At 66.6% G+C, this 23,400-nt stretch carries 18 protein-coding genes; 4 read left to right on the top strand and 14 right to left on the bottom strand.

The window, feature by feature from the left end; all coding sequences use genetic code 11:
- Position 1: 1 nt before the first annotated feature.
- Together ACE3T8_RS02745 and ACE3T8_RS02740 are read right to left on the bottom strand one after the other, a co-directional pair.
- Complete coding sequence (locus tag ACE3T8_RS02745; RefSeq protein ID WP_374606609.1) at positions 2-400, bottom strand: type II toxin-antitoxin system VapC family toxin; 399 nt, start codon at positions 398-400, stop codon at positions 2-4.
- A 4-nt stretch (positions 401-404) separates the two neighbouring features.
- Complete coding sequence (locus ACE3T8_RS02740; protein WP_374606607.1) at positions 405-602, bottom strand: AbrB/MazE/SpoVT family DNA-binding domain-containing protein; 198 nt, start codon at positions 600-602, stop codon at positions 405-407.
- 158 nt (positions 603-760) lie between these two features.
- On the opposite strand from ACE3T8_RS02740, the gene acnA reads away from it, so the two are divergent.
- Positions 761-3,520, top strand: a complete 2,760-nt coding sequence (acnA, locus tag ACE3T8_RS02735; RefSeq protein ID WP_374606606.1) for an aconitate hydratase AcnA — start codon at positions 761-763, stop codon at positions 3,518-3,520.
- Between the two features lie 50 nt (positions 3,521-3,570).
- Here acnA and ACE3T8_RS02730 read toward each other — a convergent pair whose 3' ends face one another.
- Together ACE3T8_RS02730 and ACE3T8_RS02725 are read right to left on the bottom strand one after the other, a co-directional pair.
- Positions 3,571-4,467, bottom strand: a complete 897-nt coding sequence (locus ACE3T8_RS02730) for a pseudouridine synthase (RefSeq protein WP_374606746.1) — start codon at positions 4,465-4,467, stop codon at positions 3,571-3,573.
- A 15-nt stretch (positions 4,468-4,482) separates the two neighbouring features.
- Positions 4,483-4,935, bottom strand: coding sequence for a nuclear transport factor 2 family protein (locus tag ACE3T8_RS02725; RefSeq protein WP_374606604.1), 453 nt, complete (start codon positions 4,933-4,935; stop codon positions 4,483-4,485).
- A gap of 117 nt (positions 4,936-5,052) precedes the next feature.
- Here ACE3T8_RS02725 and ACE3T8_RS02720 point away from each other — a divergent pair, with 117 nt between their 5' ends.
- Positions 5,053-6,729 (top strand): long-chain fatty acid--CoA ligase, encoded by a 1,677-nt coding sequence (locus ACE3T8_RS02720; RefSeq protein ID WP_374606603.1) that lies wholly within the window; start codon positions 5,053-5,055, stop codon positions 6,727-6,729.
- Positions 6,730-6,761: 32 nt separating this feature from the next.
- On the opposite strand, the gene ACE3T8_RS02715 is transcribed toward ACE3T8_RS02720, so the two are convergent.
- Positions 6,762-7,016, bottom strand: coding sequence for an acyl carrier protein (locus ACE3T8_RS02715; RefSeq protein WP_374606601.1), 255 nt, complete (start codon positions 7,014-7,016; stop codon positions 6,762-6,764).
- Positions 7,017-7,128: 112 nt separating this feature from the next.
- Between ACE3T8_RS02715 and ACE3T8_RS02710 the strand changes: the two genes are divergently transcribed.
- Positions 7,129-9,222 (top strand): ATP-binding protein, encoded by a 2,094-nt coding sequence (locus ACE3T8_RS02710; protein WP_374606600.1) that lies wholly within the window; start codon positions 7,129-7,131, stop codon positions 9,220-9,222.
- A 9-nt stretch (positions 9,223-9,231) separates the two neighbouring features.
- Here ACE3T8_RS02710 and ACE3T8_RS02705 read toward each other — a convergent pair whose 3' ends face one another.
- The 7 genes from ACE3T8_RS02705 to ACE3T8_RS02675 all read right to left on the bottom strand — a co-directional run bounded on the left by ACE3T8_RS02705 (position 9,232) and on the right by ACE3T8_RS02675 (position 19,484).
- Positions 9,232-10,119, bottom strand: coding sequence for a crotonase/enoyl-CoA hydratase family protein (locus tag ACE3T8_RS02705; RefSeq protein ID WP_374606599.1), 888 nt, complete (start codon positions 10,117-10,119; stop codon positions 9,232-9,234).
- A gap of 19 nt (positions 10,120-10,138) precedes the next feature.
- Positions 10,139-11,383 (bottom strand): beta-ketoacyl synthase, encoded by a 1,245-nt coding sequence (locus ACE3T8_RS02700; RefSeq protein WP_374606598.1) that lies wholly within the window; start codon positions 11,381-11,383, stop codon positions 10,139-10,141.
- A 186-nt stretch (positions 11,384-11,569) separates the two neighbouring features.
- Positions 11,570-12,628 (bottom strand): HD domain-containing phosphohydrolase, encoded by a 1,059-nt coding sequence (locus ACE3T8_RS02695; RefSeq protein WP_374606597.1) that lies wholly within the window; start codon positions 12,626-12,628, stop codon positions 11,570-11,572.
- 180 nt (positions 12,629-12,808) lie between these two features.
- Positions 12,809-14,329 carry a lysine--tRNA ligase gene (gene lysS, locus ACE3T8_RS02690; RefSeq protein ID WP_374606596.1) on the bottom strand — a complete coding sequence of 507 codons (1,521 nt, stop codon included), beginning with the start codon at positions 14,327-14,329 and terminating at the stop codon, positions 12,809-12,811.
- Between the two features lie 49 nt (positions 14,330-14,378).
- A protein-coding gene (prfB, locus tag ACE3T8_RS02685) for a peptide chain release factor 2 (RefSeq protein ID WP_374606595.1) occupies positions 14,379-15,507 on the bottom strand; the annotation gives its coding sequence in 2 pieces (ribosomal slippage) (positions 14,379-15,431 and positions 15,433-15,507; 1,128 coding nt in all).
- An 83-nt stretch (positions 15,508-15,590) separates the two neighbouring features.
- The gene (locus ACE3T8_RS02680; RefSeq protein ID WP_374606593.1) at positions 15,591-18,542 is read right to left on the bottom strand and encodes a VIT domain-containing protein; all 2,952 of its coding nucleotides are present in this window, start codon (positions 18,540-18,542) and stop codon (positions 15,591-15,593) included.
- Between the two features lie 63 nt (positions 18,543-18,605).
- Positions 18,606-19,484, bottom strand: a complete 879-nt coding sequence (locus ACE3T8_RS02675) for a LytTR family DNA-binding domain-containing protein (RefSeq protein ID WP_374606591.1) — start codon at positions 19,482-19,484, stop codon at positions 18,606-18,608.
- A gap of 154 nt (positions 19,485-19,638) precedes the next feature.
- Here ACE3T8_RS02675 and ACE3T8_RS02670 point away from each other — a divergent pair, with 154 nt between their 5' ends.
- Complete coding sequence (locus tag ACE3T8_RS02670; RefSeq protein WP_374606589.1) at positions 19,639-20,826, top strand: acyltransferase family protein; 1,188 nt, start codon at positions 19,639-19,641, stop codon at positions 20,824-20,826.
- Here ACE3T8_RS02670 and recJ read toward each other — a convergent pair.
- Complete coding sequence (gene recJ, locus ACE3T8_RS02665) at positions 20,771-22,471, bottom strand: single-stranded-DNA-specific exonuclease RecJ (protein ID WP_374606588.1); 1,701 nt, start codon at positions 22,469-22,471, stop codon at positions 20,771-20,773. The two genes, ACE3T8_RS02670 and recJ, sit on opposite strands and share 56 nt — an antisense overlap.
- Positions 22,468-23,400 carry a phosphoglycerate mutase gene (locus tag ACE3T8_RS02660; protein WP_374606586.1) on the bottom strand — a complete coding sequence of 311 codons (933 nt, stop codon included), beginning with the start codon at positions 23,398-23,400 and terminating at the stop codon, positions 22,468-22,470. Before ACE3T8_RS02660 ends, recJ begins: the two co-directional genes overlap by 4 nt.

Below are 23,400 nucleotides of genomic sequence, written 5' to 3'. Positions count from 1 at the left end.
GTCAGGCCTTCGGAACGATCAGCTTCAGGCCCTTGAAGTAGTCGCGATGGAAGGTGGTGTCGTAGGTGATCAGCGCGTCGCATTGCAGGAGTGCGTGCGCGCCGACCAGGAAATCGGCGATCGGGTGCACGTCGCCACTGCGCTGGCGCTGGCGACGCTGCATCTCCCCGGCACGCAGCGCGGATTTGGATTCGATGGCGTTGTAATGCACGCCCATTTCCTCGAGCGCAGCCAACGCATCGGCACCATTACGCAAGGATGCGCACACGCCAGCCAGCGCGGCGTCGCAAACCACCACCCGACCGCTGCCCAGTGCTTGCCGCAACGAGACTTCCGCGGCGTCGGCACGCGACCCGTCGGTGAGCAGTTCCACCAGCACAGGAGCATCGACCGCGATCATCGGCTCAAGCCTTGCCGCCGGCCGAGGCGTCCAGCGCGAACTTGCCGCGCACCCGCGAGATCGCGTCGTCCACGTGCTTGCTCAGCACGATGCGGCCGCCTTCCAGTTCGACCTTCAGCACGCTGCCCTTGGCCAAGCCCAGCGCGTCGCGCACGGCCTTGGGCAGGGTGATCTGGCCGCGTTCGGCCACGGTGGCTTCCATCGGGATCTCCACGCGCAAAAAGTATGCGGAAATTATACATACTTCCAAATGCGTACCGAGACCCGCCTGTCGGCTGGAGCGTTGCGCCACCGCAACGACGCGGTCATCCGGCCGCACGTACACTGGCCCGACTCCCCCGCCAGCCACGGAGCCTCCACATGACCGACCCCTTCGCCACCCGCGCCCGCCTCGACGTCAATGGCACGTCGTATACCTACGCCAGCCTGGCGAAACTGGGCGAACGCTTCGACATCGCCCGCCTGCCCTACTCGCTGAAGATCCTGCTGGAGAACCTGCTGCGCCACGAGGACGGCGGCATCACGGTGGGCAAGGACCACATCGAGGCGCTGGCCCGCTGGGATGCCGGGGCCGAGCCGGATACCGAGATCGCCTTCATGCCGGCCCGCGTTGTGCTGCAGGACTTCACCGGCGTGCCCTGCGTGGTCGACCTCGCCGCGATGCGCGATGCGGTGACCCGGCTCGGCGGCAGCGCCAGCCAGATCAATCCGCTGATCCCGTCGGAACTGGTCATCGACCACTCGGTGCAGGTCGACGTGTTCGGCCGCCCGGATGCGCTGGACCTCAACGGCAAGATCGAATTCGAACGCAACGCGGAGCGCTACAGCTTCCTGCGCTGGGGGCAAAAGGCGTTCGGCAACTTCAAGGTGGTGCCGCCGAACACCGGCATCGTCCACCAGGTGAACCTGGAGAACCTCGCGCGTGTCGTGATGGAACGTGAGGTCGATGGCGAACTGTGGGCGTTCCCGGACACCGTGTTCGGCACCGATTCGCACACGACGATGATCAACGGCATCGGCGTGCTGGGCTGGGGCGTGGGCGGGATCGAGGCCGAAGCCGCAATGCTCGGCCAGCCGTCGTCGATGCTGATTCCGCAAGTGGTCGGCTTCCAGCTGAGTGGCAAATTGCCCGAGGGCACCACCGCCACCGACCTGGTGCTGACCGTCACCCAGATGCTGCGCAAGCACGGCGTGGTCGGCAAGTTCGTCGAGTTCTTCGGCGAGGGCCTGCAACACCTGCCGCTGGCCGACCGCGCCACCATCGCCAACATGGCGCCGGAATACGGCGCGACCTGCGGCATCTTCCCGATCGATCCCGAGGCATTGAACTACCTGCGGCTGTCCGGCCGCAGCGAGGAACAGATCGCGCTGGTCGAGGCCTATGCGAAGGCGCAAGGCCTGTGGCACGACGCTGCTTCCCCGGAGGCGAACTACTCAGCCGTGCTGGCGCTTGACCTGGCCGAAGTGAAGCCATCGCTGGCCGGTCCCAAGCGTCCGCAGGACCGCGTGCTGCTGGAGGACGTGCAGGACAATTTCGCCGACAACCTCGGCCCGCTGGTCGCGCACCGCAGGCCACGCACCGGCTGCGCAGTGGAGGAACTCAAGGCCGAAGGCGGCGCGCAGCCGCAGGCCGAGCACCTGGCCGCGAAACCGATCTCGAAGATCCGCATCCGCGATACCGATGCCGAACTGACCGACGGTTCGGTGGTGATCGCGGCGATCACCTCGTGCACGAACACCTCGAACCCGGCGGTGATGTTGGGCGCCGGCCTGCTTGCGCGCAACGCGGTGGCGAAGGGCCTGAAGTCCGCGCCCTGGGTGAAGACTTCGCTCGGCCCGGGCTCGCTGGTGGTCACCGATTACCTCAGGAAGGCCGGCGTGCTTACTGACCTCGAGCAACTCGGCTTCTATGTGGTCGGGTACGGCTGCACCACCTGCATCGGCAATTCCGGCCCGCTGCCGGACGAAGTGAGCAAGGGCATCGCCGAAAACGAACTGGTGGTCGCCTCGGTGCTGTCCGGCAACCGCAATTTCGAGGGCCGCGTCCACCCGGAAGTGAAGGCAAACTACCTCGCTTCCCCGCCGCTGGTCGTTGCCTACGCGATCGCCGGCACCGTCGACATCGACCTGACCCGCGAGCCACTTGGCAAGGCTGCAGATGGCACCGATGTCTACCTGCGCGATATCTGGCCGAGCAACAAGGAAATCGGCGACAGCATCGCGGCGACGGTCGGCCCGGAGCTGTTCGCGCAGAATTATGCCGACCTGTTCAAGGGCGATTCGCGCTGGAACACCATCGACGCGCCGGAAGGCGAATCGTTCGAATGGGATGCCGCGTCCACCTACATCAAGAACCCGCCCTACTTCGAGGGCATGACCATGCACGTCGGCAGCATCGACGATATCCACGGCGCCCGCGTGCTCGGGCTGTTCGGCGATTCGATCACCACCGACCACATCTCGCCGGCCGGCAACATCAAGAGCAGCTCGCCGGCGGGCCGCTTCCTGCAGGAACGCGGCGTGCAGCCTGCGGACTTCAACAGCTATGGCTCACGCCGCGGCAACGACGACGTGATGGTGCGCGGCACCTTCGCCAACATCCGCATCAAGAACCTGATGTTCGGCGGCGAGGAAGGCGGCAATACCCTGTATTTCAGTGGCGATGCCAAGCCCGAGAAGCTCGCGATCTACGACGCCGCGATGAAGTACAAGGCCGACGACGTGCCGCTGGTGGTGCTGGCCGGCAAGGAGTACGGCACCGGCTCATCCCGCGACTGGGCTGCCAAGGGCACCAACCTGCTGGGCGTGAGGGCGGTGATCGCCGAGAGCTTCGAGCGCATCCATCGCGCCAACCTGGTCGGCATGGGCGTGCTGCCGCTGCAGTTCGTCGATGGCGACACCGCATTGGAACTCGGACTGGACGGTTCGGAGACGTTCTCGATCAGCGGCCTCGCCGACGGCGCATCGAAGACGGCCGCGGTCACTGCGACGAAGGCCGGTGGCGGCGTCGTGACGTTCGAGGCCAAGGTCTTGCTGCTGACGCCCAAGGAAGTCGAGTACTTCCGCCACGGCGGCTTGCTGCAATACGTGTTGCGGCAGTTGGCGGCTCGCGAGGTGTAAGCCGCACCAGGCCGGGCGGAAGCCCGGTTTCTTCGCGCTGCAGGCCTGACTCAGAGGGTCGAGAGCATGTGCCTGCTTTCGAACGACCTTGGCTGCCCGTCGATCGGATCGTTGAACCGCAGTGCCTTGGCCAGCAACTGCAACGGCCTGCTGAAATCATCCGGCGCCCGCATTGCCAGCTCGGGATAGAGACTGTCGTTGACGATGGGCGCGCCCAACGCCGCCATGTGCAAGCGCAATTGATGCTTGCGGCCGGTGATCGGCTGCAGCCGATAGCGCCAGGCAAGTGGTTCCCGCCCGATCACGTCGATGCGGGTTTCGCTGTTGGGCACGCCGTCGGCCTCGCACATCCGGAAGAACGGCTCGCCGGCGCGCAGGTGCGAACGGCGGACATGCGGCATCGACAACGCGGGCAGCGGCGGGGCGATCGCCTCGTAGGTCTTTTCGATCGCGCGTCGTGGAAACAACGATTGGTAGGCGGACCGCGTGTGCGGATTGGCCGAGAACAACACCAGCCCCGCGGTTTCGCGATCGATGCGGTGCAGGGGCACGAGCATCGGGTTGTCCAGTTGCTGCCGCAGCCGCCCCAGCAACGTCTCCGCGACGAAACGCCCGGCCGGCGTCACCGGCAGGAAGTGCGGCTTGTCCGCCACCACCAGATCGTTGTCGGCGAAAAGGATCTTCCCCTCGAACGGGATCCGCGGCTCGTCGTCGACCTCGCGGAAATAACGCACCGCCATCCCCGCCCGATACGGCGTATCCGCCGCAAGGGAGAGTCCGTTCGTGTCCTGCACGCGTCCACGCGCGAAGCGCTGCGTCCATGCCTCGCGTTCGATCCGCGGAAAGCGTGCGCACAGCCCGGCGAGCACGCTCTGCCACGGGCCGGGCGGCAACTGCAGGTGGCTGGCGTCGATGCCGCTGCGATCCTTCAGTCCGAATGAGGCCAGTCGCGCGTGTCGCGTTTACAGATTGGGTGTCCAGCGCGCATTGAGCAGCTTCCAACGGCCATCGACGAGGCGCCAGCCGGTTTCGACCTGGTAGAGCTGGCCGCTCTCGGGCAGCAAGCCGCCTGAGCCACCAGTGGCGAGCACGCTGAAACGCGCGATGGCATCCGTGTTGCCGCGCAGCTCCACGCTCACCGGACCCAGTTTGGCGGACACGTTCTTGTGGCGCAGGAACACCGCGGCGGCCAGTTGGCGGATGGCACGGCGATCCATGCCCTCGTTGCCGACGAAATCCTCGGCCAGCAGGTCCTCGACATCGCCGGCGTCGCGCACATCGATGGCAGCCTGCATGGCCTCCACCTGCTGGCGCACTGCTTGCTCGGGATCGTCCTTGGCGCATGCGCCCAGCCACAGGCAGGCGGCCATGGCCAAGCCGGCCGCGATGCGCTGGAACCCGCGGAATTGCTGCATTGCGGCATTGCTCCCGTGTGATCGAATCGCCTTGTCAACGATTGGAGCCTATGCTGGAATCGACCGCAATCCATACGCCGGCGAATATGACGGCGTTCACTCGCAGGGGAATCGTGCATGAGTTCCGAACGTCCTTGGTTGGCCCACTACCCCGCTGGCGTGCCGGCCGAAATCGACCTGGACGAGTTCGCCTCGATCAACGATGTCTTCGATTCAGCGGTGCTCAAGTATCGCGACAAGCCCGCCTTCACCAACATGGGCAAGACGCTCACCTACGGCGACCTTGATCGCTTGAGCCGCGATTTCGCCGGCTACCTGCTCGGCGAGCTGAAGCTGAAGAAGGGCGATCGTGTCGCGATCATGATGCCCAACTGCCTGCAGTACCCGGTCGCGGTGCTTGGCGTCCTCCGCGCCGGCCTGACGGTGGTCAACACCAACCCGATGTACACCGCGCGCGAGCTCAAGCACCAGTTGGTGGACTCCGGCGCCACCGTGCTGCTGGTGATGGACAACTTCGGCAACGTCGCGCAGGAAGTGCTGGCGCAGACGCCGGGCGTGCGCGCGATCACCACCGGCCTGGGCGACATGCTGGGTTTCCCGAAGGGCGCGATCGTCAACTTCGTGCTGCGCCACATCAAGAAGATGGTGCCGGACTACGAGATCCCGGGCGCGGTGCGCTTCCGCGACACCCTCACCCTCGGCCGCATGCACCAGTTGCCCGAGATCAGGAATGCCGCCGGCGACCTCGCCTTCCTGCAGTACACCGGCGGTACCACCGGCGTGTCCAAGGGCGCGATGCTGACCCACCGCAACATGGTCGCCAACATGCAGCAGGCGGCTGCGTGGGTCGGCACCAACGTTCGGCTGGGCGAAGAACTCATCGTCACCGCGTTGCCGCTGTACCACATCTTCGCGCTGACGGCGAACTGCCTGGTGTTCATGAAGTTCGGCGCGCACAACCACCTGATCACCAACCCGCGCGACATGCCCGGCTTCGTCAAGGAGTTGAAGTCGATCCCGTTCACCGCGATCACCGGCGTCAACACGCTGTTCAATGGCCTGCTCAACACGCCCGGCTTCGACGAGATCGATTTCTCGAAGCTGCACCTGACCCTGGGCGGCGGCATGGCGGTGCAGCGCGCGGTCGCCGACAAGTGGAAGCAGGTCACCGGCTGCACCCTGGCCGAAGCCTACGGCCTCACCGAAACCTCGCCCGCGGTCTGCATCAACCCGCTCGACCTGGGCGCGTTCAACGGCGCGATCGGCCTGCCGGTGCCGTCCACCCACGCCTGCATCAAGGACGACGACGGCAACATGCTGCCGGTCGGCGAGATCGGCGAGCTGTGCGTGCAGGGGCCGCAGGTGATGCGCGGCTATTGGCAGCGCCCCGAGGAAACCGCGAAGGTGATCGACGCCGATGGCTGGTTGCACACCGGCGACGTCGCGCGGATGGACGAGCAGGGCTACTTCTATATCGTCGACCGCAAGAAGGACATGATCCTGGTGTCCGGCTTCAACGTGTATCCGAACGAAGTCGAGGACGTTATCGCGATGATGCCGGGCGTGCTCGAAGTGGCCGCGATCGGCGTGCCGGACGACAAGTCTGGCGAAGCCGTGAAGGTGTTCGTGGTCAAGAAGGATCCCAGCCTCACCGCGGACCAGGTCAAGGCGTTCTGCCGCGAGCAACTCACCGGCTACAAGCAGCCGCGCTTCGTCGAATTCCGCGACGAACTGCCGAAGAGCAACGTCGGCAAGATCCTGCGCAAGGAACTGCGGAGTCCGTCGCAGGCCTGAACCCGCATGGCATCAGGATCGGGATGGCCGGCCTAGCTGGCCGGCTTGCCCGACATGTTGCGTTGGACCAGGTTGACAATCGTGTCCAGGTCCGGATTGCGCGGCAGGTCCATGGACTCGAAGCTGAAGCCCAGGCCGGTTTCGAGGTCGAGCATCATGTCGACCATCAACAACGAGTCGATGCCCAGCTGTTCCTGGGTCGTGCTGCCCGACATCGTGGCGGGATCGATGCCGAATCGCTCGTGCAGCATCGCCTTGAGATACGAGAGGATCTCGTTTCGTTCCATCGTTGGTTGCTCCGGTTTCGTCGATCCGGGTTGCGTGCGGGGGACCGGATCGGGGTACCCTGCCGCCATTGCGCCTCGGCAGGTCGCGGTATCGTAACCGGAGGTTCGAGGCATGGACCACTTGTCATCGACTGAACTCTTGCAGAGCGTGCGCGCGCAGGCCACGTTGCGACTGAAATTCGGCCTGGTCGTCGTCGTGCTGATGCTGGCTGCGGTGGGCTGGTGGGGCGCTTCGAGGCCGGAGAACCAGGCATGGGAAGTCGGCGGGATCGCAGCCTTCTACCTGGCGTACAACTTGGCGGCTTACTGGCTTGCGCACCGCAGCCAGTTGCTGCCGCCGCGCGACCTGATCGTGGTGACGGCGGTGCTGGATCCGCTGATGCTGTCGGCGTGGTTGTTCATCGTGGGCCAGGCATCGCCGTTGTTCGTCGGTTTCTACCTGTTCACGATCCTGGGCTTCGGCTTCCGCATCGGCCGCAGCGCCATGCACCTCTGCCAGGCGATTTCCATGCTGGGATTCGGACTGGTGGCGATGCTGTCCCCGGACTGGCATACCCACCCTTTGTTCGGTTTTTCCCACCTGGTCCTGTTGACCGTGGTGCCGCTTTACGCGGGCGTCCTGATCGGCAAGCTCCAGGATGCCCGCGAAGTCGCGGAACGCGCGAACCAGGCCAAGTCGCAACTGCTCGCCAAGGTGAGCCACGAGTTGCGCACCCCGTTGACCGGCATCGTGTCGACCGCATCCCTGATCGAAGCGAAGTCGCCCGATCCGATCAGTGTCGGGCGCGCGCATTCGATCATCGAACTGGCCATGGGCCTGGACCTCGAGATCAAGCAATTGCTCGATCTCTCACGGATCGAGGCAGGCCGCGACCGCGGGCAGGATGTCGCGTTCCAGGCAAGCCAGCTCGCGGGGCACATCCTGCGCACGCTTTCGCCGGTGGCTGCAGCCAAGTCGCTGGCCTTGCGGGTCACGACCGACCCCGCCATCTCCGTGCCGATGCTCAGCGACCTGCAGTCGCTCAACAGCGTGCTGCTGAACCTGGTGGGCAATGCAGTCAAGTTCACCGATGCGGGCTCGGTCGTCGTGCGCCTGGACCTGGTCGAACAGGAAGCGGATGCCTACCGGATCCGCTTCAGCGTGGAAGACACGGGCATCGGCATCGCGCCGGAGTTCGTGTCGAGGGTGTTCGAACCTTTCTTCCAGGTCGAGACTGGCAGCGTCCGCAAATACGGCGGCACCGGTCTCGGCATGTCGATCGCGATGGCGCATGTGCGCCGGATGGGCGGCGAGCTGCAGGTCGCCAGCATTCCCGGCGAAGGCACCCGCTTCTGGTTCGAACTGCGACTGCAGACGACCACCATGCCGGAAGCCGCGACGACCAACGCTGCGGCGAAGATCGTGCGGGGCAAATGGATCCTGGTGGCGGACGACAACCGGACCAACCTGCTGCTGATCGCGCAGATGCTGGAAAGCGACGGCCATTCGGTGGTCGCGGTGGAATCCGGGGAGGCAGCCCTGGAAGCGCTCGCGTCGGCGGACTTCGACCTGGTCTTCCTCGACTTCAACATGCACGACATCGACGGCGCCAGCGTCTACGAAACCTACCGGTTCGGGCGCCTGGACGCGGCCCCGACCTATTTCGTGACCGCGGATACCTCCGTCGTGACCGCGCAACGACTGGAGTCGCTCGGTGCCGCAGGCGTCATCTACAAGCCGGTGACATTCGACAAGCTGCGCGCCGCGGTGTCCGGCCTGTTCGGGGAGGATGCCGACGAGGAGGCGCCGACTGCGACCCAGCGCCCCGCACCGCATCTGCGCCCGATCCCGGTCGAATACCTGGATCCGAGCGCCATCGCAACCCTGCGCGAAGTGCGCGACACCCCCGAATTCCTGCGCAGGATGATCGCCGAGGGCACGGCAGACATCGAACGCATCGACCAGGCACTGTCGCTGGCGCTGATGACCCGCGAGCTGACGGCGGTGCATCGCCAGGCGCATGCGTTGCGCGGGGTCAGCCTGAGCGTGGGTGCCGTGCGCGTGGCCGCGTTGGCCGATCGCCTGATGAAGATCGGCCAACGCGAACTGGAGGACACCGCCGACGAGCGCATGGCCGACCTGCGAAAGAGCGTCGACCTCAGCCTGGCGGCACTGGAATCGCTCGGCGAGACGATCCGGACACAGGGCACCGCCAACGCGGGTTGATCTTCCCGCTCAAGCGACGGCGGCTCTCCGGGCCGGTGCTGCAACCTCGCGCTGCTGCATCAGGATCAGCATGTCCATCGCCCGGATTTCCTCCGGCGATAACTGCATCGCGGTCTCCACCCAGTCTTCCACGATCCGCCTGCCCTCTGCCCGGTCCAGCGGCGTGTGCCGGTACCGGCTCTGCTGCACCTTCAGCCGCGCCTTTTGTCGCGAGGAATGGCTGGCGATGAACCTTCCCACCGCCAGTTCGCCCTCGCCACGGCCGCAGAGTTCGTCGACGAGGCCCATGTCGTACAGTTCTATCGCCGTGTAGATCTTCTTGTTGGTCATCATGCGTTCCGCCTGGCGGGCGCCGATGCGCGCGGACAGGAGCCCCATCGCCCCGGTGCAGGGGAACAGGCCGAACATGATTTCCGGGAAGCCGAACGAGCTGTGTTCCTCGGCGATCAGGTAATCCGTGCTCAGCGCCATCTCGAAACCGCCGCCCAACGCCCGGCCCTGCACCAGGGCAATCGAGGTGCCGGTGTCCTTGAGCTTGCCGTTCCACGACAGCAACAGATCGAGGCAACGCATCGAATAGTCCCGCAAGCGGAGCGCGTCGCGACGCTGGATGCAGTCGCGGAAGAAGCGCAGGTCGCCGCCCATGCTGAAGTAGTCCGGATCGGCCGACTGCACCACCGCATAACCCGCGGAGGCCGACCGCTCGTACTGCAGGTCTTCCACCAACTGCTGGAACTCGCCCACCAGGTCGGGGGTGAAGTTCTGCAGGCCGGTGGCTGCGTCCTTGTGGAGCGTGATCCAGAGGGCCTCCGCGTGCAGGCGGCGGATCTCGGTGGTGAGGCGAGGCTTGTTGCGGAGAGCGAGCGAATTGGGATGCTGGACGACGACGGCGTTCATGGCGTACTCCTACGGGGGCTCAGGTGGAAGGATCGGACGGCCTGCGGGAGACGACGAGCGCGACATTGGTGCCGCCGAAACCGCACGAAAAAGACAGGGCATGCCGGATCGCGTGATCCGCGATGGGTTGCGCGCCGACATGGTTGAGGTCGCAACGCGGGTCCACCTGGTCCAGGTGGGCGCTGGCGGGCAGCAGGTTGCGTTCCATCGCCACGATCGTGAGCAGCAGTTCGAGCGCGCTGGCCGCGCCCAGCAGGTGGCCATGCACCGACTTGGTCGAAGACACGCGCGCAGCGTCCGGCCCTGCGCCGAACACGTCGCGCAGTGCGGCCGCCTCGATCACGTCGCCGCCATCCGTCGCGGTGGCATGCGCATTGACATAGCCGATATCGCCCGGGTGCAGCGATGCATCGGACAGCGCGGCACGCAGCGCACGCACCTGTCCCTCGCTCGCCGGCATGCCGATGTGGTGCGCATCATTGGAGATGCCGGACCCCGAGACATAACCATGGCAATGGGCGCCGCGCGCCCGCGCATGCGCGACGGACTCGAGCACGAGGAAGGCCGCGCCCTCCCCCAATACCAACCCGGAACGATCGCGGGCGAACGGCTTGCACGTCCTTGCGGGGTCGTGCGCATCGGGGGGCGACATCGCGCGAGTCCCCTGGAAGACGCCGACCAGGCTTGCCACCAGCGGCGCCTCGGCGCCGCCAGCGATCGCGACATCCAGGTATCCATCGCGGATCGCCCGCGCGGCATCGCTGATCGCGACCCCGGAAGAGCCGCAGGCGGTGGCATTGGTGACCACCGGTCCCAGCACCTTGTGGCGGAGCGCCACCTGGGCGGCGCCCGCGTTGCCCATGATCGCCATCGCCGAATACGGACGCGAGGCCTGCTTGCCTTCCAACAACATCTGCTGGTACCAAGCCTGGGCGGAGGCCACGCCTCCGTTGACATTGCCGTAGTAGAGCCCGGCACGCTGGCCGAAGCCATCGAAACGATCGAAACCCGCGTCCTCCACCGCCTGACGGGCGGCAAGGATCGCCATTTGCTGGCAGCGATCCAGGAACGGCAATTCCAAGCGGGTGAAAGCATCCTCGAACGACGCGTCGATCGCACCCGCTGCCACGTCCCGCTGCAACGGGGGTGCTTGCATGGTGCTGATGCCCGAGCGCGCATCGCGCAGCGAGGCAGCGACCGACTGGACATCAAGGCCGATCGGCGAGATCACGCCAAGGCCGGTGATCGCGACTTGTTGCTGCATCGGAACTCCCGAACGGTTGCAGGGGCGCTGCCTCAGCGGCCAGCATCCTGCCGTCCGGCATGCACCGGTATTGACCCGGTTCCGGGGCGATCATCGCATGAAGATCGATGGCCAAGCCCCATCGACTGCAGGATAGTGGAATTGTCTGGGTCGCCGGTGGCGTCCCGTTCGCAGTTTCCGTGATCGCTACTGCAACCAGGGCGTCCGGGCCGGCACGGCGGTGGCCGCGCAGATTTCGCGCAAGCGCCTTTCCTCGCGGATCAGGGCATCCACGCAGGCGGGGTCGAACAGGCGACCGGATTGCTCCCGCAGGTAGTCGAGCGCGGACTCGATGCTCCATGCCGCCTTGTAGGGACGCGGCGAAATGAGCGCGTCGAACACATCGGAGGTGGTCACCACCCTCGCCTCGATCGGGATCTCGTTGCCCGCCAGCCGATCCGGATAGCCGGTGCCGTCGTAGCGTTCATGGTGATGCAGGGCGATCCTGGCCCCTGCCTGGATGAATCGATTCTGGCTGTCCTGCAGGAGTTCGTAGCCGATCCTGGGATGCGTCTGCATCCTGCGGCGCTCGTCGTCGTCCAGTGCGCCGGGCTTCATCAGTAACGAATCCGGAATGGCGATCTTGCCGATATCGTGCAGGGGAGCGGCCAGTTCGATGATGCGGACCTGGTCTTCCGGGAGGCCCAGCGATTCCGCGATCAATCCGGCGATCCGCGCCATGCGCTCCAGGTAGGCGCTGGTTCCGCTGTCGCGCAATTCGATGGCGCGCGCCAGCCGCGACAGCGTCTCGCGCTCACGCTCCTCGACTTCGTGCATGCTCGCCAGCAGGCGCTGCTCCAGCGACAGCGCACGCTGTTTCACCGATTCGGACTGCTGGCGCAACTGCAGCAGGTTGCGGCAACGCGCACGCAATTCGCGCGGGCGGATCGGCTTGACCAGGAAATCGATCACCCCGGCATCCAGCGCGGCCTGGCGCACCGGCTCGTCGCCCACCACGGTGACCAGCACGATCGGCACGTCGCGGTTGCGCAGCGGACGACGGAACTGCTTGGCCATTTCCAGCCCGTCCATGCCCGGCATCCGGTAATCCAGCAGAAGCAGGTCCGGGCGGTTCTCGTTGCACCATTCGAGCGCGACATCGGGCTCGCCGAAATCGTGCACGTCGAGCTGCGGACCGATGTCCTGCACGATGTGCCGCAGCATGGTTCGCGCGGAAGGCTGGTCGTCGACGATGACTATGTCCATGCGCGGCTCCTTGCGCGGCTCCTTTGCACTTCGGGGGAATGCAGGCCTTCGCGTCCTTGCATCGTCTGCGCAATGCAGGGCACTTGGCAAGGGGATGTCGTCAGGGGTGACGCATTGCGTCACCTCATCCTCGCTCGAGTGACAACGCGGCCAACGGATGGCCCCGGCCATCCACCTGCTTCAGCCTGCCGCGTGCTCCGGCCGCATGTACGGGAACAGCAGCACGTCGCGGATCGAGGACGATCCGGTCAGCAGCATCACCAGCCGGTCGATGCCCACGCCCAGCCCGCCGGTGGGCGGCAGGCCGACCTCGAGCGCACGGATGTAGTCGGCATCGAAATGCATGGCCTCGTCGTCGCCGCTGTCCTTCGCCTCGACCTGGGCACGGAACCGCGCGGCCTGGTCTTCCGGATCGTTGAGCTCGGAGAAACCGTTCGCCAGCTCCTTGCCGCCGATGAACAACTCGAAGCGGTCGGTGATGCCCGGCTCGACATCGGACTCACGCGCCAGCGGACTGACTTCCACCGGGTAGTGGGTGATGAAGGTCGGCTGGATCAGTCCCGCTTCCACCGTCTTCTCGAAGATCTCCAGCAGCAGCTTGCCCCATCCGTACGCCGGCTTCACGTGGACGCCCAGGCGCGCGCAATGACCGGCCAGCGCGTCGCGGTCGCGACAGTCGGCGACCGAGATCTCCGGGTTGAGTTCGCGCACCGCTTCTTCCAGCTTCCAGCGACGGAACGCGGGCGCGACATCGATGCGGTTGCCGTCCCACTCGAACACGGTCGTCGCCATCGCCTCGCTGGCGACATCGCGGATCATGCCTTCGGTGAGGTCCATGACTTCGATGTACGTGGCATACGCCTCGTACAACTCGAGCATGGTGAACTCCGGGTTGTGGCGGGTGCTCACGCCTTCGTTGCGGAAGTTGCGGTTGATCTCGTACACGCGCTCCAGGCCACCGACGGTCAGGCGCTTGAGGTACAACTCCGGCGCCACGCGCAGGAACAGGTCCAGGTCCAGCGCGTTGTGGTGTGTCGTGAACGGCTTGGCGGTGGCGCCACCGACGATGTAATGCATCATCGGCGTCTCCACTTCCAGGAAGCGGCGCGCGTCCAGCCAGCGGCGGATCGCCGCGACGATGCGCGAGCGCGCGATGAACACGTCGCGCGCTTCCGGGTTCACGATCAGGTCCACGTAACGCTGGCGATAGCGCTGCTCGACATCGGCCAGGCCATGGAACTTGTCCGGCAGCGGCCGCAGCGACTTCACCAGCAGCCGCAGCGCATCCACCTTCACCGACAGCTCGCCGGTGCGGGTGCGGGTCACGCCGCCTTCCACCGCGACGATGTCGCCGATGTCCCAGCCCTTGAACGCATCGTAGGCCTCGCCCAGCGCGGTCGACTGCAGGAACAGCTGGATGCGACCCGTCATGTCCTGCACGGTCGCGAATGCGGCCTTGCCCATCACCCGCTTGGCCAGCAGGCGCCCGGCGATGGCAACGCGGCGCCCGGTTGCCTCCAGCGCCTCCGCGGTCCACGCCTCCACGTCGGCGTAATCGGCCTGCAGGTCGCCGGCGAAATCCGCACGACGCGCGTCGTTCGGGAAGGCGATGCCCTGCGTGCGCAACGCGGCGAGCTTGCCGCGGCGCTCGGCGATCAGGTGGTTTTCGTCGGGTTGCTGGGTTTGCGTGTCGTCGGTCATGGGCGTCTTGTCGTGTGGGGTCGAAGGTCGAAACAGGGCGTCGATGCGGTCAGGCCGCATCGCTCCGTTTCGACCCGGCCTCCAGCCCCGACTTCAGGCTCGCTTCCACGAATTCGTCGAGGTCACCGTCCAGCACCTTCTGCGTATCGCTGCGCTCGATGCCGGTGCGCAGATCCTTGATGCGACTCTGGTCCAGCACGTAGTTGCGGATCTGGCTGCCCCAGCCGATGTCGGACTTGGTCGCTTCCAGCGCGTCCTTCTCGGCGTTGCGCTTCTGGATCTCCAGCTCGTACAACTTCGCGGCCAGCATCTTCATCGCGGTGTCGCGGTTCTGGTGCTGGCTGCGGCCGTTCTGGCAGGCCACGACCGTGTTGGTCGGGATGTGGGTGATGCGCACCGCCGACTCGGTCTTGTTGACGTGCTGGCCACCAGCACCGGACGAACGGTACACGTCGGTGCGCAGGTCGGCCGGGTTGATCTCGATGTCGATGTCGTCATCGACTTCCGGCGAGACGAACACGCTGGTGAAGCTCGTGTGGCGGCGGTTGTCGGAATCGAACGGCGACTTGCGCACCAGACGGTGCACGCCGATCTCGGTCTTCAGCCAGCCGTAGGCGTATTCGCCCTCGACCCGGAACGTGGCCGACTTGATCCCGGCGACGTCGCCGCCGCTGACTTCCATCAACTCGGTCTTCCAGCCGCGATGTTCGGCCCAGCGCAGGTACATGCGCAGCAGGATCTCGGCCCAGTCCTGCGCCTCGGTGCCGCCGGCGCCGGCCTGGATGTCGACGAAGGCGCTGGCCGAATCCATCTTCCCGGAGAACATGCGCTGGAACTCGATCTTCTCCACGCGCGCTTCGTATTGATCGACGTCGGCCACCACGGCGAGCGCGGTTTCCTCGTCGTCTTCCATCTCGGCCAGTTCGAGCAGTTCGTTGCCGCCGGCCAGGCCCTCCGTGAGTTCACGGATGCCGTTGACGGTCTTGTCCAGCGTCGAACGTTCCTTGCCGAGCGCCTGCGCGCGTTCGGGGTCGTTCCAGACCTCGGGGTTCTCGAGTTCGCGTTCTACTTCTTCCAGGCGCTCGCGCTTGGCATCGTAGTCAAAGAAACCCCCGAAGCGAATCGAGACGACCGATCAGGTCGGCGATGCGGTTGCGGACGGGATTGAGCTCGATCATGGGGCATTCCCTGCAGGCGCAGGCGGCTGAAAATGGCCGTGAATGATAGCAGCCGGGCAGCTTGACCCGGCTGCCTCCCATGCTCATTCCACCTCGAACTCCCCGACCAGCACCGACTCGTCCTTGCCCGACAGGCGCAGGGTGACGGTCTGGTCGCGCTGCGTGCGCGTGCCCCAGCCGGTGCTCAGCCTGAGCGAGAGCGTCGTCGCCCCGGTGACCACCTGCTGGCGGTCGCCGAAGTAATGCGCCTGGATCTTGTACTTGCCCGGCTTGGCATCACGCAGCACGAATTCCTCCGGCCCGTAACCGCCGGTGAAGTCATCCGAGATCAGGCCGCCCTGGTAGGTCAGTTTGTTGCCGTAGTAGCATTTCTCCCCGTTCGGGTCGGTCACCCACAGGTCCATGTCGCTGTTGTCGCTGTCCCAGGACAGGGCCACGCGCAGGTCGAGCGGCATGTTGCGCAGCAGGCGAGGATCGATGAAAGCGGTATCCAACGGCGTCGGTGCGGTGGCGACGATCTGGTTGAGTTCGTTCAACGCGACCAGTTCGATTTCGGCGAAGCGGCCGTCCCATTCGCGAACGGCGATGTCGTACAGATGGCGGATCGCCTCCTGTCGCTCGCCATTCGCGGCCAGCGCCAGGGCCAGGTCGCGATGGCTTTGCGGTTCCTCATCGGCCATCTCCAGCACCTGGCGGAACACCTGCACCGCCAGCGGATAGGCCTTCGCCTGCATCAGTCGATAGCCCAGTACGCGCAGGACGTGGCGGTTCTCCAGTTCCAGTTCGGCCAGGTTGGACAGCACGCGCAGGGCCTCGTCGCGGCGCTCGCGTTGCAGCAACAGATCGGCCACGTCCAGGTAGAACGCGGTACTGGCGGCATGGCTGTCGCGCTCGTCCAGGTACAGCGGGTAGAGCTGGTCGGCGGGTGCACTCCGCAGGCGGCGGGCGTAGGGCGAGTCCGGTTCCCAGGGTTGCAGGCGAATCGTTGCAGCATGCGTTTCGGTCGTTCGTCCACCGCCGGCATCCTGCTCGCGTGCCAGCACGGTACCGGGTGCGAGCAATGGAACCGGGGCCGCTGCCGCCGCATCCATCGGGCTCGGATCGCTGAACACGACGGGCGCTTCCTCCGGTGGAGGCGGCGCTACCGATTGAGCTGCATTCCGCTCCCTGAGCGTTGAGCCGGTCACTGTGACCGTGTCCAGCGTGCCGGCACCGGCTTCGGCCTTTTTCCCGGGTTCGGCGACTGGCCGCGCACCTTTGGGAAATTCGCGCTGCCACCAGGCAATGCGGCCAGTGAAAGCGGCCGCCAGCTTGTCCATCCGTCCGCTTTGCGACACCTCGCGTTCGCGGTGCTGCTTGTCGCGGATGGCCGCCACCTGCGCCTGCAAGGCCGGCGGTACCGGAATGTCGTAGCGGACGTAGTCGGCCGGATCATCGAGTACCAGCAGCGAGGTGCCTGCGGTCACCAGCGAAAATTCGCTGCCCAGTCGCGTGATCGCGGCCCGGTTGCGTTCGGGTTCCGCGGACAACTGCGCGACCGACCATGCCGCCCACGCCTGGGGCACTTGCGCATGGGCGATGCCGCGACTCGTCACCGGCACCTCGATGCGACGGCGTCCGTCGGCATCTTCGACGGTGGCGATGATCCTGCCTTCGGGTTCGCGCAGGCGCCCCGCCACGCGCAGGATGCCGCCGTCGACCCAGTGCGACTGCGCCACCAGCTGGTCGACGCCCTCGCCTTCCAGCCCGACCACATGCGTGCCCTCCACCAACAGCGCCGTGGCGGCGTCATCGAGCCCGGCACGGCCCTGCCACGCCACCAAGCGACCACCACGCGCTTCCGCCTGCGCGGACAGACGCATTGCATCGGCGACGGTGCTGGCGAGCGCATACAGGCGCTGGCCCGCCTGCAGCGTCGGCATCGCCTGCATGCCGTAGTTCTGCAGGCCGTCGCTGACCAAGAGGTATTCACCCGTGCCTGGTGCAGGCGTCCAATCCGCGAGGTCGGTGGCGCCGTCGTAGATCACCGCCGACAACGCCTCGCGAAGGTCGCTCCAGTCGCCGCCACGCACCGTGAACGATCCGGCATCCATGCCGCGGTCACGCAGCAAGCGGAGCTGGACGCGGCCATCACCCATCGCCCGGAAATAACGATCCAGCAATGCCAGTTCGCCGGCATGGTCGCGCTTGCGGCCCGATGCGGAGGCATCCCACAACAGGCCGACCTGCTTCGGGATTGCGCGGGGCTTCGCCGTGGCGACGACCGGCATTTCGGCCAGCACGTAATGCGCATCGCCATGCTGGCCCGCGTAGGCACGCACCGATGCCAATGCCGGGAACCGCAGCGACAGCCCGGCCGCGGAACCGGCATCGCCACGCTGCAGTTCGGTGCGCTGGCCATCGCCATCACGACGCCATTGCGGGCGCGAGAAGGTGCCGTCGAGGATCGGGGCGTTCGCCGCGCCGTGCACGCGCAAGGACACCGCGGAGGCCGCCGACAACAATCCTGCCGGCAACCCCAGCCGCCAATGATCGCCATCGCGACGCATCGCTTCGTCCAGCACCAGTCGCACCTGCCGCGTGCCACGCGCCGGCAGCGGATACACGCGCAGGCGGAAATGATTGCCGGCGGTCTGCTCCAGCAGCGCCGGATCGACGTTGCGGCGCTCGATGCTCTCGAACACCTGGCGACCCTGCTGCTTCGGCACCGGCACTGCGTCGCGCATCACGCCGTCGATGTCCAGCGCGAACGCGGTCACTTGCTGGCCGGGCTGCAGCGGGAACTGCAACATGCCTTCGAGGATGCGGGCATTCGGATTGCGCAAGGTCAGCAGCAAGCTGGTGCGCGCCTGGCTGCCCACCGATGCGACGTCGACCTCCACCCGTTCCAGCGTCACCGGCGTTTCCGCGCCCTGCACCTCGATCCACCCGGGCGCCGGGGGTTGCGGCAGCGGCCGTACATGCTGGGCGGGGCTGTCGAGGGCGATGCCGATGGCGGCGACACCGGCGGCGAGGGTCAAGAGCAGGCGGTTCATGCGGTGGACTCCCTGTTGGTCGCCATCATGCAACGAGTGGCCGCGTCCAACGGGGTTGCGCGATCAGGCGTCGATCCAGACCCGCTGCCGCAACCCGCCGCGATAGGTCCGGCTGCACGGGACGTTGCTGCCGTCCTTCATGTGCACGCGGGCATCGCCGGTGTCCAGCGGCTCGATCGAGCCGACCTGGTCGAGGTTGACGATGTAGCTCCGGTGCACGCGGACGAAGCGTTCCGGATCCAGCTTGCCCTCGATGCCGCCGATGGTGCTGCGCAACGGGTAATCGTGGCCGCGCATGCGCAAGTTCACGTAGTTGCCGGAGGCCTGCAGCCATTCGATGTCGTTCGCGGCGACGAGGAATTCGCGGCCCAGCTTGCGCACCAGGAAGCGTTCGGGGCGATCCACCGGCTCCACCGGCGGGCCCTCGTCCGGCACGTCGAGCAGGCTGGCCTCACCCTGCCAGCGCCGCAGCACGAAGCGGTAGGCCTCGATGGTGGCCACTACCCCGGCATAGGAACGGATGTCCTTGAGGTACTCGTAGCCGAATTCCCACCACCATGTGCCGAAGTCGTAGTGGTCGCCCTGCAAGGCATAGGCCGCCTTGCGGATTGCGACCATGCTGATGACGTGCAGCGCGGACCAGGCCACGCTGGCCAACAGGTGCGCAGGCAGCATCCGCCGCCAGTTGTCCAGGTGCAGCGGGCATCGCTTGGTGAACCAGGCCACGGCCGGGACAAGCGCCAGCGCGGCGATGGCGCTGCTGGCCTCCCAGGCCACCGGTTGCCAACTCGCGAAGCCCAGTTCCAACCGGCGCACGTCCATGTTGGTGGTCACGCTGTTGCCGATCGCACTCAACAGGTAGGAGACCACCCAGAACCCGATTTCGACACTGCGCCGCCACGGCTGGTAACGCTGGAAGGGTGTCGGGGCCGCTGCATCCATCCGCGCATTCTACGGGCCGCTCTGCGACACGGCCCCGCGGCTCGTCCCCGCATCCCGCGACCCGGCCCAGAACTGCATCGCGCGGTCACTCCCCGCTGGCGGGAGGATCCGATGCGACGGATGTTGGCGACTGCTTCGTCACGGAATCGACCACATGCAACGCCGCTTCGATCTCGACTGGGTGCGCATCCTCGCCTTCGCCCTGCTCGTCCCGTACCACGTGGGCATGTACTACGTGAGCTGGGACTGGCACGTCAAAAGCCCGGAGCTGGTTCCCGCCCTGGAGCCTTTCATGATCCTCAGCGCGCCGTGGCGGCTCGCGTTGCTGTTCCTGGTGTCCGGCGTGGCAACTGCCCACCTGCGGGCGAAACTCCCGGTCGGCTTCCTGCGCCAGCGTTCCTGGCGGTTGCTGCTGCCGTTGCTGTTCGGCATGTACGTGGTGGTGCCCCCGCAGGCCTACCTGGAACTGGTCGAGAAAGTCCCGGGCGGCTACCACGCCGGCTACCTCGGCTTCATGGCCGACTATCTCAAGGCCGGCGACCTGCATTGCATGGCACCGGGCGATTGCGTCGATGCCCCGACCTGGAACCACCTCTGGTTCGTCGCCTACCTGTGGGTGTATTCGGCGATGTTGTGGGCGATCTGCCGCTTGCTGCCGCAAGCCTGGCGGGACACGGGCGCGGCCTTCGTGCGCAAGGGATGCAGTGGCCAGGGGATCCTGTGGTGGCCGATGCTGGCGCTGGTCGCGGCGCGGGTGCTGGTGTATCCGCACGCGCCTTCGAGCCACGACCTGGTGGTCGATGCTTACAACCACCTGCAATACGGGCTGGTGTTCGCCCTCGGCTACCTGCTGGCATCTGCGGATGGTCCCTGGGAGCAGTTGCGTCGCCACCGCCACCGCATGTTGCTGCTGGCGGCGGTCAGTTACCTGTCGATGCTCACGGTCTGGCTGCAATTCGACGCCGCCGCCCCCCTCCCGGCAACGTGGATGAGCCTGATCTGGACCTTCTGGGGAATGATGGAATGGGCTGCGATCGCCGCGATCCTGGGCTATGCGCGCAACTGGAACCCCAAGGACAGTCCGTTATTGCGCTACCTCACCGTCGCGGTGTTCCCGTTCTACATCCTCCACCAGACCGTGATCGTGCTGTTGGCCCACAACATGAAGCCGTTGCACATCGCGCCCGCGCTGGAAGGTCCGCTGCTGATCGTGGTCACGTTCGGGTTGTGTTTGCTGGGCTACGAAATCATCCGGCGTGTCCCGCTGCTACGGCCACTGTTCGGCCTCAAGCGTGAGGCGAAGTCGACGCCGGTTCCCGGTGCACGACCAGCAACTGGATAGCGCCGTTGCCGCGGTAATCGTCGGGCACCAGTCGATAGGCGATGCGCAGCCGCGAGGGCGGCGCATCGCCGTCCCAGCCGCCGAAGTGGATGGCATTCAGGCGCCTGGCGCCCATGCCCAGTTCCAGCTTGAGGTGGCGCTCGCCGACGATGCGCCAAGCCAGCACGTCGAAGTCGCCATCGAACAGGGGCTCGGCGTAGCCCTGCCCCCAATGGCCGCCGTCGCGCAGGGCGAGCGCGGTGTCGATATGGAAATCGTCGTCGCCCAGGACCCCGTCGCTGCGCAGCACATCGGTCAGCAGGTCATCGGTGAGCCAGTCCGAGGCGACCTGCAGGAAGGCCTCGCGGAAGGCCGGGAAGGCCTCCGTTTGCAGGCTCAAGCCGGCCGCCATCGCGTGACCACCGAAACGATCGATCAGGCCCGGATGACGGGCATCGACCAAAGCCAGCGCATCACGGATATGGAAGCCGGGGATCGAGCGCGCCGAGCCCCGCAATGCCGCCCCGCCCGGCTCGACCGGCGCGAAGGCGATGGCCGGCCGATGCAGGCGTTCCTTCAACTTGGACGCCACCAGGCCGACCACGCCCGGATGCCAGTCTTCGTCGAACAGGCAGGCGGCCGGCGCACCTTGTCCCACGCCCTCCAAGCGCGAATCCGCCACGTCCTGCATGTCGGCTTGGACCGCTCGCCGCTCTTCGTTGATGCTGTGCAGGACTGAGGCCAGATGGCGGGCGTGGCCCACGTCGTCGGTCAGCAGGCATTCGATGCCGATGCCCATGTCCTCCAAGCGCCCCGCTGCATTGATGCGCGGACCGATCGCGAAGCCGATGTCGGCGGTGGACAACGTGGCCTCGCGCCGGCCGGAGACGTCGATCAGGGCGCGCAGCCCCGCGCACCCCTGCCCGGCGCGCAGGCGGCGCAGCCCGGCGCCAACCAGCGCACGGTTGTTCGCATCCAGCGCCACCATGTCGGCGACCGTGCCCACCGCGACCAGATCCAGCAGCGAGGTCAGGTCCACTCTCGCGCCAAGCCGCGCCCGCAGCGCCAGCAGCAGGTAGAAGATCACCCCCACGCCGGCCATCGCCTTGCTGCCAAACGTGTCGCCGGGCTGGTTGGGATTGACGATGGCATCTGCCGCCGGCAGCGTGGGGCCCGGCAGGTGGTGGTCGGTGACCAGGACCTGCCAGCCGCGCGCCTTGGCGGCACTGATGCCGGCATGACAGGCGATGCCGTGGTCGACGGTGATCACCAGGTCCGGCTGCAGCGCCGCGAGTTCCTCCACCAGGCCCGGCGTCATCCCGTAGCCATGCACGATCCGGTTTGGTACGGCATGCATCACGTGTTTCGCGCTGAGCATGCGCAGCCCGCGCACGCCGACGGCGCAGGCGGTCGCGCCATCGCAATCGAAATCGCCAACCACCAGGATGCGGGCCTTGCGGTCGATCGCCTCACCCAGCAGCTCGGCGGCGGCATCGATGCCGGCCATCCCGGCGAACGGCAGCAGGTCGACGAGTCGCGGCATCGCCTCCCGTGCATCGCTGCCGCGCGCGGCGTGCACCCGGCGCAGCAACGGCGGCCATGATGCCGGCCAGTCGCCGCACGCTTCCACGGCGTCGCGACGGACGATGCGCCGGGTCGCGCTCATGCGTCGATCGCGGCCAGCGGCCTGCGCCAGAACCGCCAACGCTGGCCGGCTGCAAGCGTGAACACCACGCCATCGGCGAAGTCGAACGCGACCTCGCCATGCAACGGCGCCATCGCGGTTGGTGACAGCCAGTGTTCCAGCATCGCCCGCGGATCGCGCTGCGCACGCAGATCGATCAACGCATCGGCATTCAATCGCTTGGCGGCATCCAGCGGCATGCAGGCCAGCTTGCCCACGCGCGCCAGTCCATGCAGCAGGACATCGTCGGAATACACGGTGGGGCATTGGCTTGCCACGTGGTCGGGCAACACCCCGCCGCCCCAGAACCACAGCGAATTGATCGGCGGCCTACCGGCAGCGGCACGCGCGGCGTTACGCGGATGGTTGTGCAGCACCACCTGCGCCTCGCTCGACAGGACCCGCCAGCGGCGCGCCTCGGGCGCGGCGGGAATATGCTCGAACACGTCATCGCCCAAGGCCTGCGCGGGCGACGTGAACGCGGGCAGTTTCGCTTCCTTCGGCAAGCGCAGGTACCAGCGGCCGGGCGTCGGTGCATCCAGCGGGAACCCGGCATCGCCGAACAACGGACGCAGTGCCGGCAGGAACGCGTCGGCGTCGGTCTGATCCAGGCCCAATGCATCGCCGATGGCCAGCAGGCGCGCGCCGTTGATATCCGGGCGGATGTAGGCCGGATCCGCACGCAGCCAACCGCTGAGCGATGCATCCTCGACGCCGCCGTCGACCACGCGGGTCAGCGCCGCATGCGCCCACCGATTCGGCACCAACTGGAAATGCCGCGCGAGTTGTGCGTCCTCGCCTGCGTCATGCACGCCGCGATCGGCACGCCCGAGTGCGCGTGCAAGCACTTGCGGCAGCGCAATGCCGGCGAACCGCGACGTCGCCGGCAGCAGCAGGGTCAGCCGCGGCAC

Origin of the sequence: Thermomonas sp. (genome assembly GCF_041919455.1) — a bacterium.
Taxonomy (GTDB): Bacteria; Pseudomonadota; Gammaproteobacteria; order Xanthomonadales; family Xanthomonadaceae; genus Thermomonas.
The sequence above is the reverse complement of the archived record's forward strand: the minus strand, read 5'-3'. Positions and strand labels throughout refer to the sequence as shown.

What these genes read in the sequence shown, in the direction of transcription:
- ACE3T8_RS02745 (WP_374606609.1), bottom strand. Translation starts at nt 400, where the DNA reads ATGATCGCGGTCGATGCTCCTGTGCTGGTGGAACTGCTCACCGACGGG.
- ACE3T8_RS02740 (WP_374606607.1), bottom strand. Translation starts at nt 602, where the DNA reads ATGGAAGCCACCGTGGCCGAACGCGGCCAGATCACCCTGCCCAAGGCC.
- acnA (WP_374606606.1), top strand. Translation starts at nt 761, where the DNA reads ATGACCGACCCCTTCGCCACCCGCGCCCGCCTCGACGTCAATGGCACG.
- ACE3T8_RS02725 (WP_374606604.1), bottom strand. Translation starts at nt 4,935, where the DNA reads ATGCAGCAATTCCGCGGGTTCCAGCGCATCGCGGCCGGCTTGGCCATG.
- ACE3T8_RS02720 (WP_374606603.1), top strand. Translation starts at nt 5,053, where the DNA reads ATGAGTTCCGAACGTCCTTGGTTGGCCCACTACCCCGCTGGCGTGCCG.
- ACE3T8_RS02715 (WP_374606601.1), bottom strand. Translation starts at nt 7,016, where the DNA reads ATGGAACGAAACGAGATCCTCTCGTATCTCAAGGCGATGCTGCACGAG.
- ACE3T8_RS02710 (WP_374606600.1), top strand. Translation starts at nt 7,129, where the DNA reads ATGGACCACTTGTCATCGACTGAACTCTTGCAGAGCGTGCGCGCGCAG.
- ACE3T8_RS02705 (WP_374606599.1), bottom strand. Translation starts at nt 10,119, where the DNA reads ATGAACGCCGTCGTCGTCCAGCATCCCAATTCGCTCGCTCTCCGCAAC.
- ACE3T8_RS02700 (WP_374606598.1), bottom strand. Translation starts at nt 11,383, where the DNA reads ATGCAGCAACAAGTCGCGATCACCGGCCTTGGCGTGATCTCGCCGATC.
- ACE3T8_RS02695 (WP_374606597.1), bottom strand. Translation starts at nt 12,628, where the DNA reads ATGGACATAGTCATCGTCGACGACCAGCCTTCCGCGCGAACCATGCTG.
- lysS (WP_374606596.1), bottom strand. Translation starts at nt 14,329, where the DNA reads ATGACCGACGACACGCAAACCCAGCAACCCGACGAAAACCACCTGATC.
- ACE3T8_RS02680 (WP_374606593.1), bottom strand. Translation starts at nt 18,542, where the DNA reads ATGAACCGCCTGCTCTTGACCCTCGCCGCCGGTGTCGCCGCCATCGGC.
- ACE3T8_RS02675 (WP_374606591.1), bottom strand. Translation starts at nt 19,484, where the DNA reads ATGGATGCAGCGGCCCCGACACCCTTCCAGCGTTACCAGCCGTGGCGG.
- ACE3T8_RS02670 (WP_374606589.1), top strand. Translation starts at nt 19,639, where the DNA reads ATGCAACGCCGCTTCGATCTCGACTGGGTGCGCATCCTCGCCTTCGCC.
- recJ (WP_374606588.1), bottom strand. Translation starts at nt 22,471, where the DNA reads ATGAGCGCGACCCGGCGCATCGTCCGTCGCGACGCCGTGGAAGCGTGC.